The 14,619-nt window shown below is 64.9% G+C and carries 13 protein-coding genes; 2 read left to right on the top strand and 11 right to left on the bottom strand.

Translation table 11 applies throughout. The features are described 5' to 3' along the window. Window positions 1–7: 7 nt before the first annotated feature. Window positions 8–1,045 carry a class 1 fructose-bisphosphatase gene (locus VKR55_RS24585; RefSeq protein WP_324407422.1) on the bottom strand — a complete coding sequence of 346 codons (1,038 nt, stop codon included), beginning with the start codon at window positions 1,043–1,045 and terminating at the stop codon, window positions 8–10. 158 nt (window positions 1,046–1,203) lie between these two features. On the opposite strand from VKR55_RS24585, the gene VKR55_RS24580 reads away from it, so the two are divergent. Beyond that, window positions 1,204–2,169 carry a LysR family transcriptional regulator gene (locus VKR55_RS24580; protein ID WP_324407421.1) on the top strand — a complete coding sequence of 322 codons (966 nt, stop codon included), beginning with the start codon at window positions 1,204–1,206 and terminating at the stop codon, window positions 2,167–2,169. Window positions 2,170–2,207: 38 nt separating this feature from the next. Here VKR55_RS24580 and VKR55_RS24575 read toward each other — a convergent pair whose 3' ends face one another. After that, window positions 2,208–3,221, bottom strand: a complete 1,014-nt coding sequence (locus tag VKR55_RS24575) for a zinc-dependent alcohol dehydrogenase family protein (RefSeq protein WP_324407420.1) — start codon at window positions 3,219–3,221, stop codon at window positions 2,208–2,210. Window positions 3,222–3,419: 198 nt separating this feature from the next. On the opposite strand from VKR55_RS24575, the gene VKR55_RS24570 reads away from it, so the two are divergent. Then, the gene (locus VKR55_RS24570; RefSeq protein ID WP_324407419.1) at window positions 3,420–4,262 is read left to right on the top strand and encodes a sugar phosphate isomerase/epimerase family protein; all 843 of its coding nucleotides are present in this window, start codon (window positions 3,420–3,422) and stop codon (window positions 4,260–4,262) included. Window positions 4,263–4,276: 14 nt separating this feature from the next. Here the strand turns inward: VKR55_RS24570 and VKR55_RS24565 are convergent, their stop codons facing one another. The 9 genes from VKR55_RS24565 to VKR55_RS24525 all read right to left on the bottom strand — a co-directional run bounded on the left by VKR55_RS24565 (window position 4,277) and on the right by VKR55_RS24525 (window position 14,583). Next, on the bottom strand, window positions 4,277–5,080 hold the full coding sequence (locus VKR55_RS24565) for an enoyl-CoA hydratase/isomerase family protein (RefSeq protein WP_324407417.1): 804 nt from the start codon (window positions 5,078–5,080) through the stop codon (window positions 4,277–4,279). 29 nt (window positions 5,081–5,109) lie between these two features. Continuing rightward, on the bottom strand, window positions 5,110–6,657 hold the full coding sequence (locus VKR55_RS24560; RefSeq protein WP_324407532.1) for an AMP-binding protein: 1,548 nt from the start codon (window positions 6,655–6,657) through the stop codon (window positions 5,110–5,112). Then, window positions 6,650–7,171, bottom strand: a complete 522-nt coding sequence (locus VKR55_RS24555; RefSeq protein ID WP_324407416.1) for a (2Fe-2S)-binding protein — start codon at window positions 7,169–7,171, stop codon at window positions 6,650–6,652. Before VKR55_RS24555 ends, VKR55_RS24560 begins: the two co-directional genes overlap by 8 nt. After that, window positions 7,168–7,983, bottom strand: a complete 816-nt coding sequence (locus tag VKR55_RS24550) for an FAD binding domain-containing protein (RefSeq protein ID WP_324407415.1) — start codon at window positions 7,981–7,983, stop codon at window positions 7,168–7,170. The genes VKR55_RS24555 and VKR55_RS24550 overlap by 4 nt, the downstream gene beginning before the upstream one ends. Then, complete coding sequence (locus tag VKR55_RS24545; protein WP_324407414.1) at window positions 7,980–10,964, bottom strand: xanthine dehydrogenase family protein molybdopterin-binding subunit; 2,985 nt, start codon at window positions 10,962–10,964, stop codon at window positions 7,980–7,982. Before VKR55_RS24545 ends, VKR55_RS24550 begins: the two co-directional genes overlap by 4 nt. Before the next feature lie 132 nt (window positions 10,965–11,096). Beyond that, the gene (locus VKR55_RS24540) at window positions 11,097–11,945 is read right to left on the bottom strand and encodes an AraC family transcriptional regulator (RefSeq protein ID WP_324407412.1); all 849 of its coding nucleotides are present in this window, start codon (window positions 11,943–11,945) and stop codon (window positions 11,097–11,099) included. Between the two features lie 154 nt (window positions 11,946–12,099). Continuing rightward, window positions 12,100–12,801 (bottom strand): GntR family transcriptional regulator, encoded by a 702-nt coding sequence (locus tag VKR55_RS24535; RefSeq protein ID WP_324407411.1) that lies wholly within the window; start codon window positions 12,799–12,801, stop codon window positions 12,100–12,102. An 82-nt stretch (window positions 12,802–12,883) separates the two neighbouring features. Then, window positions 12,884–13,663, bottom strand: coding sequence for an SDR family oxidoreductase (locus VKR55_RS24530; RefSeq protein WP_324407409.1), 780 nt, complete (start codon window positions 13,661–13,663; stop codon window positions 12,884–12,886). 26 nt (window positions 13,664–13,689) lie between these two features. After that, window positions 13,690–14,583, bottom strand: coding sequence for an NAD(P)-dependent oxidoreductase (locus VKR55_RS24525; RefSeq protein WP_324407407.1), 894 nt, complete (start codon window positions 14,581–14,583; stop codon window positions 13,690–13,692). Window positions 14,584–14,619: the final 36 nt, after the last annotated feature.

Here is a 14,619-nt window from a genome sequence, read left to right as displayed (position 1 = left end):
GTGCACCTCAGAGAAACAGGCCGCGCCGCGCAAACAGCGGCGCCTTGCTGCTCTCGTACAGAGGCTGAACGCCCTGATGCAGCAGGTTGAGGTCACGCACCGCCCGCGCCGAGCCCATGATCAGCGGCGCGCGCTGGTGCGGCATTCTTGCCGACAGGTCGAGGATGCGATCGCGCCCCGTGCTCGCGGCGCCTCCCGCCCACTCCATGATCAGCGCCATCGGATGCGCTTCGTAAAGCAGCCGCAGCCGGCCTTCGTGATAGTTGCGCCGCGCATCGGCGGGATAGAGAAACACGCCGCCGCGCATCAGGATGCGATAGGCTTCGGCGACCAGCGAGCCGATCCAGCGCATGTTGAAGTCCTCGCCGTACTCACCGCTGGCACCCAGCAGGCAATGGTCGATGTAGGCGTCGACCGCCGCGTTCCAGTGGCGTCGGTTGGACATGTTGATGGCGAATTCCGCCGTGTCGGAGGGGATGCGGACGCCGCGGCGGATCAGGACGAACTCGCGCGAGCGTCGATCGAGGATGAAGATGTCGACGCTGTGCTCAAGGGCGAGCACCAGCGTCGTCTGCGGGCCGTAGATGAAGCAACCCGCCGCCTGCTGCGCGGTGCCGGGTTCGAAGAAGGTCGACAGCGCATCGCGCGAGCGGCGGCGGATGGAAAAGATCGTTCCGACGGAAATGTTGTTGGCGAGGTTGGCCGAGCCATCGAGCGGATCGATCGCGACGCACAACCCGGCGCCGGAATCGAGAATCTCGGGCAACTCCGTCTCTTCCGACACGATCGCCGCGACCGGGCCCTTGCGCAGCGCGGCGCACATCAGGCGGTTGGCTTCGACATCGATGTCGATCTGCCGGTCGCCGCCGGAGTTCGTGCCGCTGTCGCGCCCGTCGATGCCTGAAAGGGGTCCGGCCGCGATCAGTTCGGACAACTCAACTGCCGCACTGGCGAGGCAGGTGATGACCGTTGCGACAGAGCTTCCTTGCCCGAGAGACGGGGTGGCGCCGCCAAGGTACGCATCCAAGGTGAGGGAGTAATCCATTGGCTCGTTCCCTGTGGTGGCGCCTCTTGAGGGGCTTTGTCTGATCGCCCGTGCGGCCGGACAACGACTGGCGGGCGCCCATATCAACGCCGAGATTGAGCAATTAGTAAAATTTCAATATCTTGGGATCGACCAAAGTTCTGCTTATATAGGTCAGCATGACAGGCCATTTTCGACGTGATCTGACGGTCCGGCAGCTCCGCGCGCTGGCGGCGGTTCACGAAATGGGCTCGGTCACGGCCGCCGCAAAGCGGCTGAACCTCACCCAGCCCGCGGTGACCCTGCAGCTTCGCAACCTCGAAGCGCTCACCGGCTTGCCGTTGGTCCAGCGCACCGGCGAAGGCATGCGGCTGACCGATGCCGGATGCGAGGTGATGGCGCTCACCGAACGGATCGAAGCGGCGCTGGTCGATTGCGAGCAGACGCTCGACATGATCGCCGGCCGCTCCGGCGGGCGGGTCTCGATCGGTGCGGTGTCGACGGCGAAATATTTTGTGCCATTCGTCATCGCCGCGTTCTCGAAACTTCATCCCAAGATCGACGTCATCCTCACCATCGGCAATCGCGAGGATATCCGCCAGGCGCTGCGCGGCTACGATCTCGACATCGCAATCATGGGCCAGCCGCCGCCGGATGTTGCAGTCGAAAAGCGCCTGCTCGGCGAGCATCCGCACGCCGTCGTCGCCGCCGCCAATCACTGGCTCGCCAGGGATTCAGGTCTCGCCGTGGTCGATCTGACTTATGAAACCTTTATCACGCGGGAGCGCGGCTCAGGCACGCGGATGTTGATGGAGCAGTTTTTTCAGGCGAGCGATCTGCAGCCGAAGATCGGCATGGAGATGGACTCCAACGAGACCATCAAGCAGGCGGTGATTGCGGGACTCGGCGTCGCCTTCATCTCGCTGCACACGGTGGCGAGCGAGCTTGCCGACGGCCGTCTCGCCGTGCTCGATGTCGCGGGCTTGCCGGTCATGCGGCAATGGTATGCTGTGCGGAGGGTCGACAAGGAGCTGCTTCCGCCTGCGCAAGCGATGCTGGACTTTCTCGGCGAGGACGGCTTTCGCTACCTGCCTGCAGTCCAGCCTGCGCGCTCCGTAAGCCCCACCAGGGTCTCCGGCTTGTGACGTGCGTCGCCCTCACAGGATCGGTAACGACCGCTGAGCTACCCCATGGCGATCGCCACTTTTCCAAAATGCGCGCCGCTCGCCATATGGGAGAACGCCTGCTTTACCTGATCGAACGGAAACGTCCGGTCGATCACCGGCCTCATGCGATTGATCGTGATCGCGTCCGCCATCGCGCGCAGATCTTCGACTGATCCGACAGTGACGCCTTGCAGCCGCTGCTGCTGCATGACCATGAGTGGAAGGCGAAGTTCGGAGGGCGGCGGTCCGGCAAGCACGCGGATAAATGCAATCGTTCCGCCGATCCTCGTCGCCCGGATCGACTCGTTGAGCGTCCCAACCCCGCCGACTTCCACGACGAGATCGACCCCATGTCCGGTCAGCTCGCGGACCTTCTTGCCCCAGTCGGGCGTCGTCTTGTAGTTCAGTGTGAGATTCGCGCCGAGTTGCTTGAGGCGCTCGATCTTTGCATCGCTCGACGAGGTTGCGATAACGCGCGCGCCGCACATCTTGGCGAATTGCAGCGCAAACAGCGAAACCCCGCCCGTTCCCTGCGTCAGCACCGTCTGGCCCGGCTTCACGGCCCCAAGCTTGACGACCGCGCTCCAGGCCGTCAGGCCAGCGCAGGGGAGGGCAGCGGCCTCGACATCGCTGAGATGCTCCGGCGTCTTGACCAGCGCGTCTGCGGCAAAGATCCGATATTCGGCAAGCACGCCATCGACGGCGCCGCCAAGCGCTGAGCGCATCTTCGCCTCGCTCGGCTCGCCGCTGATCCAGCTTTCGAAGAAGCTTCCGATGACCCGATCACCCGGAGCGAACGCTCGCACGCCGGGTCCCACGGCTTCAACCGTTCCCGCGCCGTCCGAAACGGGCACCAGAGGAAATTTCTGACGTGAGCCGTAGCCGCCCTTGACGGTCAGCAGATCCCGGTAGTTCAGCGTCGCAGCCTGGAGCCGAATCAGCACCTCGCCGGCACGGGGTTGCGGCACGGGCCTTTCGACCAGGGCAAGTCCGTCAACGCCGCTCGGTCCCTGCAATTCATAGCACTTCAAGGCTTGCCTCCTTCAACCGGCCCTTTTCATCGGCCGTCGTGTACTGCCAGCGAAAACCTAATCCGGTTTGTCGTTGCCGCAAACCTTCCCCGGGACAATCTTCTGACGCGCCAGTTGCCTTCGGCCCGGTGGCGAAGCACGATCAGATTTTGCGAAGGTCGGCCGCCGAATGAGGCCCAATGGCAAACGAGGTAAACCATGATCGCGCGAGAGCTTGGGGTCAACACCTACGGATATATCTGGTCGACGCCGGCGGCGGCCTGCGTGCGGCGCCTGGCGGAGCTCGGCTATCGGCAATTCGAGCTGATGATCCATCCGCCGCATTTGCCGCTCGATGACTTCGATGCCGGCGCGCGCCGCGAGCTGAGAGGTGCGCTGAACGAGGCAGGCGCCAGGCGAACGGCACTGAATATGCCCAGTCTCGACTACAATCTTGCAAGTCCGCTTCCGCGCGCGCGAGCTGCTTCGGTGCAGATGTTCGCTGATGCCATCGACCTTGCAGCCGACGTGGGAGCCGAGTGGCTTGTGATGGTGCCCGGCCGCATGAGTCCGCTGTTTCCGCCTTCCGCGGCCGACAAGATGAAATGGATAAGCGAGAGCGTCGCCGCGTTGCTGCCCCGGGCCGAGGCGCGCGGCGTCGGCATCGCGGTCGAAAACATACCTTTCGCGGCGTTTCCGGATGCTATCTCGCTCGGGCGCTTCGTGCGCGGCTTCAATTCTCCGAGGCTCGCTGTCTGCTATGACGCGGCCAACGCTCATTTCATTGGAGAACCACCGGCCGAAGGCATCGCTCATCTGGGCGACCTGCTGCGTATCGTTCACCTTTCCGACACCGGCCGCGACGTGTGGCGCCACGGCCGGATCGGTACCGGCAGCGTTCCATTTGCCGAGGTCGCCCGCGCGCTCGCTGGCGTCGGCTTCGATGGGCCGTGCACCCTGGAAATTGCCGATCAGGATCCCGAAGCTGCAATCCTTCATGGTCATTCGGCCCTTGTTCCGTTCGGCTATGCGCCGCGCGGCAAGGAGTCCGCTAGCCGATGATGGCGATACGCTAGCTAGCGGCCAATGAATTTGGGCGGCCGCTTGGCGTTGAACGCCTCGACGCCCTCCTTGAAATCCTCCGACTGGCGCAGCCGGCTGTAGCAATGGCCTTCGAGCTCGATTGCGATCGACAGCGTTGAATCCTCGGTATCGTTGAGGAGCTTCTTGGCGGTGCGCTGCGCCAGCGGCGCGAAGGTGCGCAGCTCGTCAACCAGCTTGTCGGTGGCGGCCTCCAGATCCTTGTCCGCGACGCATTCGGTGACGATGCCCCATTCAAGCGCCTGGCGCGCCGGGATACGCTTGGACCGCATCACGATGTCCTTGGTCCGCGTGATGCCGATCATCTTCTGCAACCGCGCCGATCCGCCTGATCCTGGGATCTGACCGAGCTTCTGCTCAGGCAGCGCGAATTGCGCGGTATCCGAGGCGATCCGGAAGTCGCAGGCGAGCGACAGCTCGAAGCCGACGCCGAAGCAGTAGCCGCGGTTGGCGACCACCACCGGCTTGGCGCAGCGCGCGGGCGAGGCGATGTTCCAGGCGAGCTTGGAGACCGTCTCCGGCGTCGCCTCCATGAAGCCGCCGATATTGCCGCCGGAGGAGAAGTGCTCGCCGACCGCGCGCACCACGATGATGCGGATGCGGTCGTCCTGGTCCAGCGTCTCGAATACCAGGCGCAACTGGTCGCGCTGCAGCATCGATACGATGTTGAAGGGCGGCCGGTTGAGAATGATGTCGGCGCGCTCGCGCGGCTCGTCGATCTCGACCTGGAATCCGTCGAGCTTCGAGAGACGGTGATCGGCAAATGCGTATGAAGGCATGTCTTGCTTCCTGAGCTGTGAAATGATGGTCACGCCGCGTTCGACGGCGGTATGCCTTCGGCCTGGTATTCACCGGCGACAAGCAGGCGCCGCAGCAGCTTGCCGACCGGCGACTTCGGGATGGCGTCGACGAAGATGAAGCGGCGCGGCCGCTTGAAGGCGGCGAGGCCGGAGTCGCGGCAATGCTTGTCGAGGTCCTGTTCGGAGACCGGATGCGAGCGCTTGACGAAGGCGGTGACGACCTTGCCCCAGCGTTCGTCGGGCAAGCCGACGACGGCGACCTCGAGCACCGCAGGATGAAGCGACAGGCAGCTCTCGATCTCGACGGGCGAGACGTTCTCGCCGCCGGTGATGATCATGTCGTCGACCCGGCCGGTGACGAAGAGATCGCCGTCCTGATCGACACATCCGGTGTCGCCGGTGAAATACCATCCGTCGCGCAGCGCCCGCGCATCGGCGTCGGGCCGGCGCCAATAGCCTTCAAAGGACTCATCGCCGGCGAGCAGCGCGACGACTTCCCCTTCCTCGCCAACATCAGCCACCTTGTCGACCGACACCGCATTGAGCTTCACCACCTTCACCTGCTGGTTGATCCCGGCCTTGCCGGCAGAGCCCGGTTTTGCCGCAGCGTCCTGCTCGATGGTGAAGGTGTAGATCTCCGAGCTGCCATAGTGGTTGACGAAGAGGTCAGGCCGGAATGTCTGTGCCAGTTTCTGCAGCAAACCGTCGGTCATCGGTGCGCCTGCAAAGCCGAGCTTCGCGACGCTGGAGATGTCGGCTTGCGCGAAGGCGTCGCAATGCACGAGATCATGGTAGAGCGTCGGTACCAGATAGAGGTTCGTGACGCGTTCAGACGCGATCAGCGACAGCGCCGCTTGCGGATCGAATCGCCGCATGCAGACGAAGGTACCGCCGATCAATGACATCGCGATCAGGGAGCGGACGCCCATGGTGTGATAGAGCGGCATCACCCCGAGCGTGCATTCGCCGCGGCGATAGAGGTTCTGTGCGACATGAGCGAGGCCCGCGGCCCGCTCGGCGCGATGACGCCGCGGCACGCCTTTGGGTCGCGACGTCGTTCCCGACGTATAAAGCATGATCGACCAGGCTTCCGCATCGGCCCGCGGCGGCACGTCATCGGCACGTTCGTTGCAGAGCGCGTCGAGCGAGAATTCGCCCGCGGCCGGCTTGGAGCCGGCACGCATGACGATGAGGCCTGAAGCGCGCTTTGAGGCTGCGACCGCGTTTTCGGAAACGTCCTGGTAGATCAGGGCGCGGCTCTCCGAATTCTCGATGCAAAAATCGAGCTCGTCGGCGTTCACTCGCCAGTTGACCGGCGTGATGATGAGGCCGGCGAGCTGGCAGGCCCAATGCACCGTTGCGGCCTGCCAGGTGTTTTGCAGCGCGGTGAGCAGATGCTCGCCGGGTCTCAGGCCCATTCGGTCGAACGCCCTCACCAGCGACGAGATCTTGCCGAGCCACTCGGCATAGCGAAGGCGGATGTCGCCATCGACCAGCGCCAGCGCATCCGGATCGCGCGCCACGCTGGCAAGGAAGCTGGTCCCGAGATCAAGCATCGATCGGCTCATGGCTGATGTCTCCTCTCAGCTCCGTCGCGGCTTCGAGCGCTGCCTTGACGATCGGCGCGTAGCCCGTGCAACGGCAGAGATGTCCGGTCAGCACGTCGCGGATTTCGGCCTCATCCGCATCGGCGCGCCGTGCGAACAGCGCATCGAGCGATATCAGGATGCCCGCGGTGCAGAACCCGCATTGCAAGGCGTGGTGCTTCCGGAAGGCTGATTGCAGCACGCCCAGGCGGCCCTGCTTGTCGGCAAGGCTTTCCACGGTTCTGACCTCGCATCCCTCGACCTGAAGGGCGAGGGTGAGGCACGCGCGCGCGGGCTGGCCGTCAATATTGACGGTGCAGGCGCCGCAAACGCCGTGCTCGCAGCCGACATGCGTTCCGGTCGCGCCGATCTCGTGGCGGATGAAATCGGTCAGGAGCATTCGCGGTTCGCAAAGGCGGTCGACCGCCTCGCCGTTGAGCGTGAAGCGGATGCGGTGGCGTTGTTCGGCGGCGAGACGCGTCATTGCGTCACCTCCGCAATCAGCTCGCGCCCGATCATCCGGACCAGGTCGCGCCGGTAGCGCGCTGTGGCATGCAAATCGTCGCGGGCATCGAGGTCCCAGGCGAAGGCATTGAGCGCATCGTCGAGCGCGCTGCCTTCGAGGGTCTCGAACTCACGCGCAACCGGCCTATCGGCGACGCCACCAACGGCCAAGCGCACGCCGCGATCCGTTGTCACCGCAGCGCAGGCCACGATGGCAAAATCGCCGTGCCGGCGCGCGACCTCGCGGAAGCCGCAACGTCGCCCATTGCTCACACGGAATTCCACCGCCTCGATCAGCTCGTCGTCGTTGCGGTCGGTCGCCATCACGCCGAGGAAGAAATCGCATGCCGCAACGCGCCGCCGTTTGCTCGCGCTGCGCAGCACGATTTCGCCGCCCAAGGCCAGCAGCGCCAGCGGTATCTCGGCGCTGGGATCGGCATGCGCGATCGAACCGCAGATGGTGCCGCGGCTTCGGGTCTGCACATGACCGCTCCAGGGCAGCGTAAGCGACAAAAGTGGCAGCTCGCGATCGAGCGACGGCCATTGCAGAAGCTCGGCCTGACGGACGGCGGCGCCGACCGCGATCCTGTCCTGCCGCGGCTCGATCCTGCGCAGCTCTTTCAGCCGCATGATGTCGACGAGAATACGGGGTCTTGCGAGGCGCAAGTTCAGCATTGGCATCAGCGACTGGCCGCCGGCGATGATACGCGCGTCGCCACCTGCGTTGCGCAGCACGTCGAGCGTCTCATCGAGGCTTTCCGCGCGCACATAGTCGAAGGCAGCCGGTTTCATCGCCGGCCTCCCAAGAGTCCGCGCAGCTTCGACAGCAGGGCGGCAATGGGGCCATGGCCTGCGCGCGTCTCGCCACCGGCCCGCCGCGCCAGCGCCGCAAAGAATTGTCCGATGATGACGCGGGTGGCGCCGTCGAGCAGGCGGCCGCCGATGCTCGCGACCTTGCCGCCGATCTCCGCCTCGTAGCGGTAATGCACCGACGTTCCACCATTCTCGGGAGCAAGGGTGATCCGGCCTTTGCCCGCACCAAATCCCAACGCGCCTTCGGCGCTGCCTGCGAGAGTGAGACCATTCGGTCTGTCGAGATCAGACAGCGTGATCCTTGCGCGATAGCGGCCCTTGACCGGACCGACGCCGATCGTCACGTCGGCCGTGAAATCCGTGTCCGAAATCTTTGCCACACGGTGACAGCTCGGGATCACTGCGGCGAGTGTCGCCGGATCGAGCAGCATCGCCCATACCTGCTCCGGCGCAGCCGCGACCTTGGCAATGCCTTCGCCGGATAGTTTCCGCGTGCCCGGTTCGCGTACCTTTGGCGTGCCGGAGGGAGCCGCGGTCTCCGCGCCCCGCAGAATTTCAGCGAGGCGCGCCGGCAGCACCGGCAACTTGACATCGGCAATGCCGAGCGCGTCGGCCACCGCATTGGCGATGCAGACCGGCGTCGACATGCAATTGCCTTCGCCGACGCCCTTTGATCCCAGCGGCGTGAAAGGCGAGGGCGTCTGCATGTGCAGGATCAATGGTTCCGGCACCTCGGCCACGGTCGGCAGTAGATAGTCGGCGAAGGTGCCGCTGAGGAACGAGCCGTCGCTCGCATAGGCGTATTCCTCGTACAGCGCGGCACCCAGCGCCTGCGCGAAGCCGCCGCGGACCTGGCCATCGACCATCGCCGGATGCAGGATGGTGCCGCAGTCGTGCATGGTGACGTAGCGGTCGATACGCGGTTGCAGCGTGGCGCGGTCGATCTCGATGCCGCAAAAATCGAAGATGAAGCCGTAGCAGAGCGAAGAGTTGACCTGGTCGTGATCGTCCGGGGCCGTCAGCTCCGGCGGAGTCCAGAACGCGGTTTCGCGAATGGTGTGTCCGATGTCGTCCGGAAGCGCGCCCGGCGACCAGTGGCTCAGCGCGGCGATGCGCGAGAACGGCGCCTTGTTGTCGGGGTTGCGCTTCGAGAATACGAAGCCGCCGGCAAAGGCGATGTCGTCGCTCTCCGTATTCAGGCCGGCCGCCGCGATGCGCGCAATTCTTTCGGCGAGGCGCTCGGCGGCGAGTTTTGCGGTGCCGGCGACCGCCGGCGCAAAGCGGCTGGAATAATTACCTGACGCGATCGACCAGGCGTCCTTGACGGTGTCGATCTCGACATTGACCCGGATATTGTCCGGCGCGAGCCCAAGCGCGTCGGCGACGACCTGAGCCAGCACGGTGCGATGGCCCTGGCCCTGCGGCACGGAGGCGACATGCACGGACACGCTGCCGAGGGGATCGATCGCGACCGTCGCGGTCGCCTGCGCGCCATTCTTGGGGCCTGCCTTGCGCCGCTCTGCCGCCGTCAGCACGGTCGTGATGTAGCCCATATTCGAGACGCTCGGCTCGACCACGGCGGTATAGCCGATGCCGTAAATCCGCCCTTCCGCGCGCGCCTTGTCGCGGCGCGCTTTCAATTCGGCCAATCCGCCTTCGCTGATGGCGCGTGCAAGCGCTTCCTGATAGTCGCCGGAGTCGAGCAGCGCCCCGGTCGCAGTGCGATAGGGAAAGGCGTCGGTGGGGACGAGGTTGCGGGAGATGATTTCGACGGGATCGCGCTTCAGCTCGACGGCGATGCGCTGCATCAGCCGCTCGAGCGCGAAATAGACCTGCGGCCCGCCGAATCCTCGATTGAGTCCGGTCGGCGTCTTGTTGGTCACCACGACGCGGTTGCGCACGGCGACATGACGGATGTCGTAAGCGCCGGTGAGGTTGCCGTGCATGCGATAGAGCGTGGCAGGCTCCGGGGCGCGCAGATGCGCGCCGCAATCTTCCACCTGGTCCCAATCGAGCGCGAGAACCTTGCCGTCATCGCTGACGGCGGCGCGCAATGTGGTCGCGCGATTGGTCGCCGACACCGACGCAGTCAGGTGCTCGAGCCGGTCCTCGATCCATTTGACCGGCCGTGCCGTGGCGCGCGCGGCAGCCGCGATCAGCACGATATAGGGAAACACGCCCTGCTTGACGCCAAAGCTGCCGCCGGAATCCGGAGGCGTCCGCAACCGCAGCCGATTGCCGGGAACCTTCAGTGCACGCGACAGCACCGCATGGATCGAGAACGGCCCCTGGAAGTTGGCGAGCACGTCATAGGCCTGCTCAGCAGGATCATATTCGGCGACGACGCCGTAGGTTTCGATCGGGGTGCAGGAATTGCGAGGGTAGCGGATCGTGATCGCAACGGTGCGCTTGGCGTCCGCGAAGATCTGATCCGGGTCGCCATATTTGAAGGAGCGATCGCTCGCGGTGTTGTTGGGAAAGCCGTCATGCAGCAGCGGCGCGCCGGCGTCCATCGCGCGGACGGGATCGATGACCGCGGGCAGCGCCTCGTACTGCGCGTCGATCAGGTCGATGGCGTCTTCGGCGAGATAGCGGCTCTCCGCGACGACGACGGCCACGGGCTCGCCGGCATAGCGCGCGCGACCGACCGCGATCGGCCAGCACTCGACCGGCGCCTTGACGCCGACGACGAGGCTTGCGGTCAGCGCCTTGATATCCTCGCCGGTCAGGATGGCGACAACACCCCGCGCTTGCCGCGCCGCCGCGATGTCGATCGAAACAATTTTGGCATGAGCGTGCGGCGAGCGAAGGATCGCGGCATGCAGCGTTCCCGGCCGTACCCCGAGATCGTCGATGAAGCGCCCGCGGCCTGCCAGCAGCGCCGGATCCTCGACGCGCGGGATCGACTGCCCGACCCAGGGTTTGGCGGCTGAAGTGCCGGCTGCGGCGTTCAGATCCATCCCGACGATCTCTCCCACCACGCCTTCTTGGCGTTTACGGAGAAACGTAGTCAGCCGCGGAATGTGCCCGCCATGCCGGCAGGTCTCAAAACTTACCAACGCGTCTCATTTTGCGCTGCGCCGCAGCGTCGGCTAATGCGCGGTGGCGAGGCGGGATACGTTGCGGAATTCGCGTGGGTTGACTCCGGAATGGTTGCGGAAGAAGCGGGTGAAATGCGCAGGCTCCGCAAAGCCCAATTCCGAGCTGATGTCGCTCAGCGATTGCGGGCGGTTCAGCACGAGTTCCACCGCGCGCTCCATCCGCAGCACGTTCATGTAGACTTTTGGCGGCACGCCGATCGAGGATTCGAACAGGCGGAAGAAGTGCGCACGCGACAAGCCGGCTTGCTTCGCCCAGCCACTAACATCGTCGCCCTCGCCGATCTCGCGTCGCATCGCTGCGATCACGCGGCGGATGCGCCAATCGCCGGACGCCGCGCGCAATTCCCGGATCGAGGCCGGAAAGCTCTTCCACGGCGTGAAGCGCTCGATCACCGCGATCATCAGGTCGGACAGCGTTTCCTCATGCGCGGTCCGGCAATCCGGCCGGGCCATCATGTCGGCGGCGAGATTCATCGCGAGGCTGCGGATCCGCGCCGATATTTCGCTGGCGGGCCTCGAGAAGAAGCCCGGTCCACCGCTTGCCACCCAACCGGGGCGGAAGATCTGCAGCCATTCGGGCTCGATATAGAGCGCGAGGATCACCGTGCGCGGCCGCTCCGGCACATGGACGTAGCTATGCGGCTGCCAGCCATTGACCAGCACCGCGCTCGTATCGGTCAAAGGATAGATCGCATCATCGACCACGAATTGCGTATCGCCGCCCTCGACCTTGAGCAGCACATGGCAATGCGGATGGGCGTGACGAACCAGCGAATAGTCCATGTCGAGGAGCGCGACCCGTCCAAACGCTCCATGCGCGATGCGCAATGCCTTCGACATGTGCTCCTCCGTCAGGAACGTGCAGCGGACCTGTGACCACGGCCTCGTCGCGTCGAGGCCTATGTTAGCGCCAATTCCGTTGTCCGACGATGGGTCAAGTTTGGTTCCTTGCGCCAGCGACCGCCGCACAGCGGCCACTCTGGTCGGGAGATAGTCACAGTCTGTCCTTCGCCTGCGACCGCTCGATCATGTCTAGCGCGGCAAGCGCCGCAGCCTTGACGTGATCGACGCAGCAGCGTTCGGCAAGATCCTCGTCCCCGCTCTGGATTGCGCGCCAGATCGCGGTGACTTCGCGCAGGCTCTTGGTGATCCGCTTGGGCTGCGACATCGAGGTGATCCGCAACAGCGTGATCCGGTCATGCAGGGGCTTGAGCATCCGTTCAATGAAGCTGTTGCGGCAGCCGCCGATCAGCGCGGCATAGAAGCCGGTCTTGGCTTCGAGGCATCCGACCAGGTCCTGTTTCGCGGCCGCCGCCTTCAGCCGGGTCAGCGCATCGCCGATCCGGCGCACCACCTGGGGATCGTGCAGTCGGGCGCATTCGCGGCCGGCAAAGCCCTCGAGTACCGCGCGGGCAGCATAGAGCTGCCGTGCCTCATCCAAGCTGATCGTGCTGACCATGGGGCCGCGGTGGGGAACAGTGTTGACGAGCCCGTCCGCTTCCAGAAGCCGCAGCGCCTCGCGGATCGAAGGGCGGCTCACGCCCATCATCTCGCAGAGCTCGCGCTCGACGAGGCGCCGGCCCGGCTTCAAGGTGCCGGACATGATGGCCTCGCGCAGCTTCTGCGCGACCATCGCGCGGACAGTCGGGACGTCCTCGATGCGAAGCGTGGACTGCAGTTCGGTGCGTCGGTCCATTTGCGAAGTGCCTTCGTCCTGGGTTCAACAGCGATTTATCCGCCGAATCAGCATTTCCGCAATTGAGTTGTCCCCGGCTTTGTCATGCGATCGACCATCCTCCATCGATCGGAAGGGCGGCGCCGGTGATATCCCGCGCGGCCTCACTGCACAGGTAGACGGCCATGGCGCCGACGCCTTCGGTTGCGACGAAGCGCCCGCTCGGCTGGCGCGCCGCGAGATAATCGCGCGTGGCCTCGTCGACCGCGCGCCCCTCGCGTGCAGCGCCGGCTGCGATCTTCGATTTGATCGCAGATGTCGGCAGCACGCCCGGACATAGCGCATTGCAGGTGATGTTCGTTGCCGCCGTTTCGATCGCGATCGCACGGGTCATGCCGACGATCGCGGCTTTCGTGGTGACGTAGTCGATCCGCTCCGCAACCGCCCGCGTCGAATAGATCGAACCCAGATTGATGATGCGGCCAAAGCCGCGCTGCTTCATGGCCGGCAGCGCGAGGCGCACGAGATGGAACGGCGCGGACAGGTTGACGGCGAGCGCCTCATCCCAACGGTCCGGCGAGAAATCCTCAACGGACGCAAAATGCCGGACCACGGCATTGTTGACGAGGATGTCGATGCCGTCGAGACGCGCCAGCAGATCGCTCATCATGCTTTCGATCGCTGCTCGGCGCGACAGGTCAGCGGCAACGCTGATTGCTTCCGCGCCAAAGCGGGACTTGAGGCTTTCGGCGACCTCGCGCGGTGCGGCGAGATCATGCACGACGAGGTTCGCACCGGCGGCTGCAAGGCTTTCGGCAATCGCAAGCCCGAGCCCGGCCGCCGAGCCGGTGACGAGAGCCCATTTGCCCGACAGCGCCGACATCGACCCCCTCGTTTTTTCCAGCCGCGTCAGCCGCGCATCTCAACGCCGGCCCATTCCTCGAGGACTTTTGCGATCGAGGTGAAGTCGGATGATGCGCCAAATTTCGCGTTGGTGATGGCGAGCATCTGTCTGACCGCCGCGCCGCAGACCATCGGCACGCCCATGGCTTCGGCTTCATCGATGCAAAGCCGGACGTCCTTGTAGGAGAGGCCGGTGGTGAAGCCGAAGTCGAAGGTGCCGGGGAGCACGGCGCGCGGAAACTTGTCCTCGGAGGCGGTATTGCGGCCGCTCGAGGCATTGATGATGTCGATCAGCACTTTTGCGTCGACGCCGCCCTTGACGCCCATCGCGACGGCTTCGGAGGTGATCACGAGTGCGGTCGCCGCCATCAGATTGTTGGCGAGCTTTGCAGTCTGCGCCGTGCCGGGCTTGTCGCCGGTATAGAACAGCTTGCCGAAATTCTTCAGGATCGGCGCGACGGTCGCGTAGGTCTCCTTTGGGCAGGAGACCATGACCGCGAGCGTGCCGTTCACCGCGCCCTTGATGCCGCCGCTGACGGGTGCATCGACCAGCGTCAGGTTTCTTAGCTTGAACTCCTGTGCGATCAATTTGGCCGTGCCGGGGCCCGAAGTCGAAAGATCGATCACGATACGGGCGCGATTGCCCGAGGAAATTCCGTTGGGCCCAAGCGCCACGGCCTTGACGATGTCTGGCGTCGGCTGGCTCGTCAGCACGATGTCGGAGGCGGAAGCGACCTCGGCCGGCGAGCTCGCAAGGCGCGCGCCGCGCGCAATCAGCGGTTTGGTCGCTTCGCTCTGCGTGTCATGGATGGAGAGCGCATAGCCGGCGTCCAGAAGCCGCCCGGCCATCGGTCCGCCCATGCGGCCCGTGCCAATGAAGCCGATCGTATGCACCGCCATTGTCTTCGCTCCATGCCGCGTTTGATGTGGTCCGTA

Origin of the sequence: Bradyrhizobium sp. (genome assembly GCF_035309285.1) — a bacterium.
Classification (GTDB): domain Bacteria; phylum Pseudomonadota; class Alphaproteobacteria; order Rhizobiales; family Xanthobacteraceae; genus Bradyrhizobium.
Note: the sequence above shows the minus strand (reverse complement) of the source record. Positions and strands in the feature narration are given on the sequence as shown.

Excerpts from the sequence above, each read along its gene's own strand:
- VKR55_RS24585 (WP_324407422.1), bottom strand. The coding sequence starts at position 1,045 with ATGGATTACTCCCTCACCTTGGATGCGTACCTTGGCGGCGCCACCCCG.
- VKR55_RS24580 (WP_324407421.1), top strand. The coding sequence starts at position 1,204 with ATGACAGGCCATTTTCGACGTGATCTGACGGTCCGGCAGCTCCGCGCG.
- VKR55_RS24570 (WP_324407419.1), top strand. The coding sequence starts at position 3,420 with ATGATCGCGCGAGAGCTTGGGGTCAACACCTACGGATATATCTGGTCG.
- VKR55_RS24565 (WP_324407417.1), bottom strand. The coding sequence starts at position 5,080 with ATGCCTTCATACGCATTTGCCGATCACCGTCTCTCGAAGCTCGACGGA.
- VKR55_RS24560 (WP_324407532.1), bottom strand. The coding sequence starts at position 6,657 with ATGCTTGATCTCGGGACCAGCTTCCTTGCCAGCGTGGCGCGCGATCCG.
- VKR55_RS24555 (WP_324407416.1), bottom strand. The coding sequence starts at position 7,171 with ATGACGCGTCTCGCCGCCGAACAACGCCACCGCATCCGCTTCACGCTC.
- VKR55_RS24550 (WP_324407415.1), bottom strand. The coding sequence starts at position 7,983 with ATGAAACCGGCTGCCTTCGACTATGTGCGCGCGGAAAGCCTCGATGAG.
- VKR55_RS24545 (WP_324407414.1), bottom strand. The coding sequence starts at position 10,964 with ATGGATCTGAACGCCGCAGCCGGCACTTCAGCCGCCAAACCCTGGGTC.
- VKR55_RS24540 (WP_324407412.1), bottom strand. The coding sequence starts at position 11,945 with ATGTCGAAGGCATTGCGCATCGCGCATGGAGCGTTTGGACGGGTCGCG.
- VKR55_RS24535 (WP_324407411.1), bottom strand. The coding sequence starts at position 12,801 with ATGGACCGACGCACCGAACTGCAGTCCACGCTTCGCATCGAGGACGTC.
- VKR55_RS24530 (WP_324407409.1), bottom strand. The coding sequence starts at position 13,663 with ATGTCGGCGCTGTCGGGCAAATGGGCTCTCGTCACCGGCTCGGCGGCC.
- VKR55_RS24525 (WP_324407407.1), bottom strand. The coding sequence starts at position 14,583 with ATGGCGGTGCATACGATCGGCTTCATTGGCACGGGCCGCATGGGCGGA.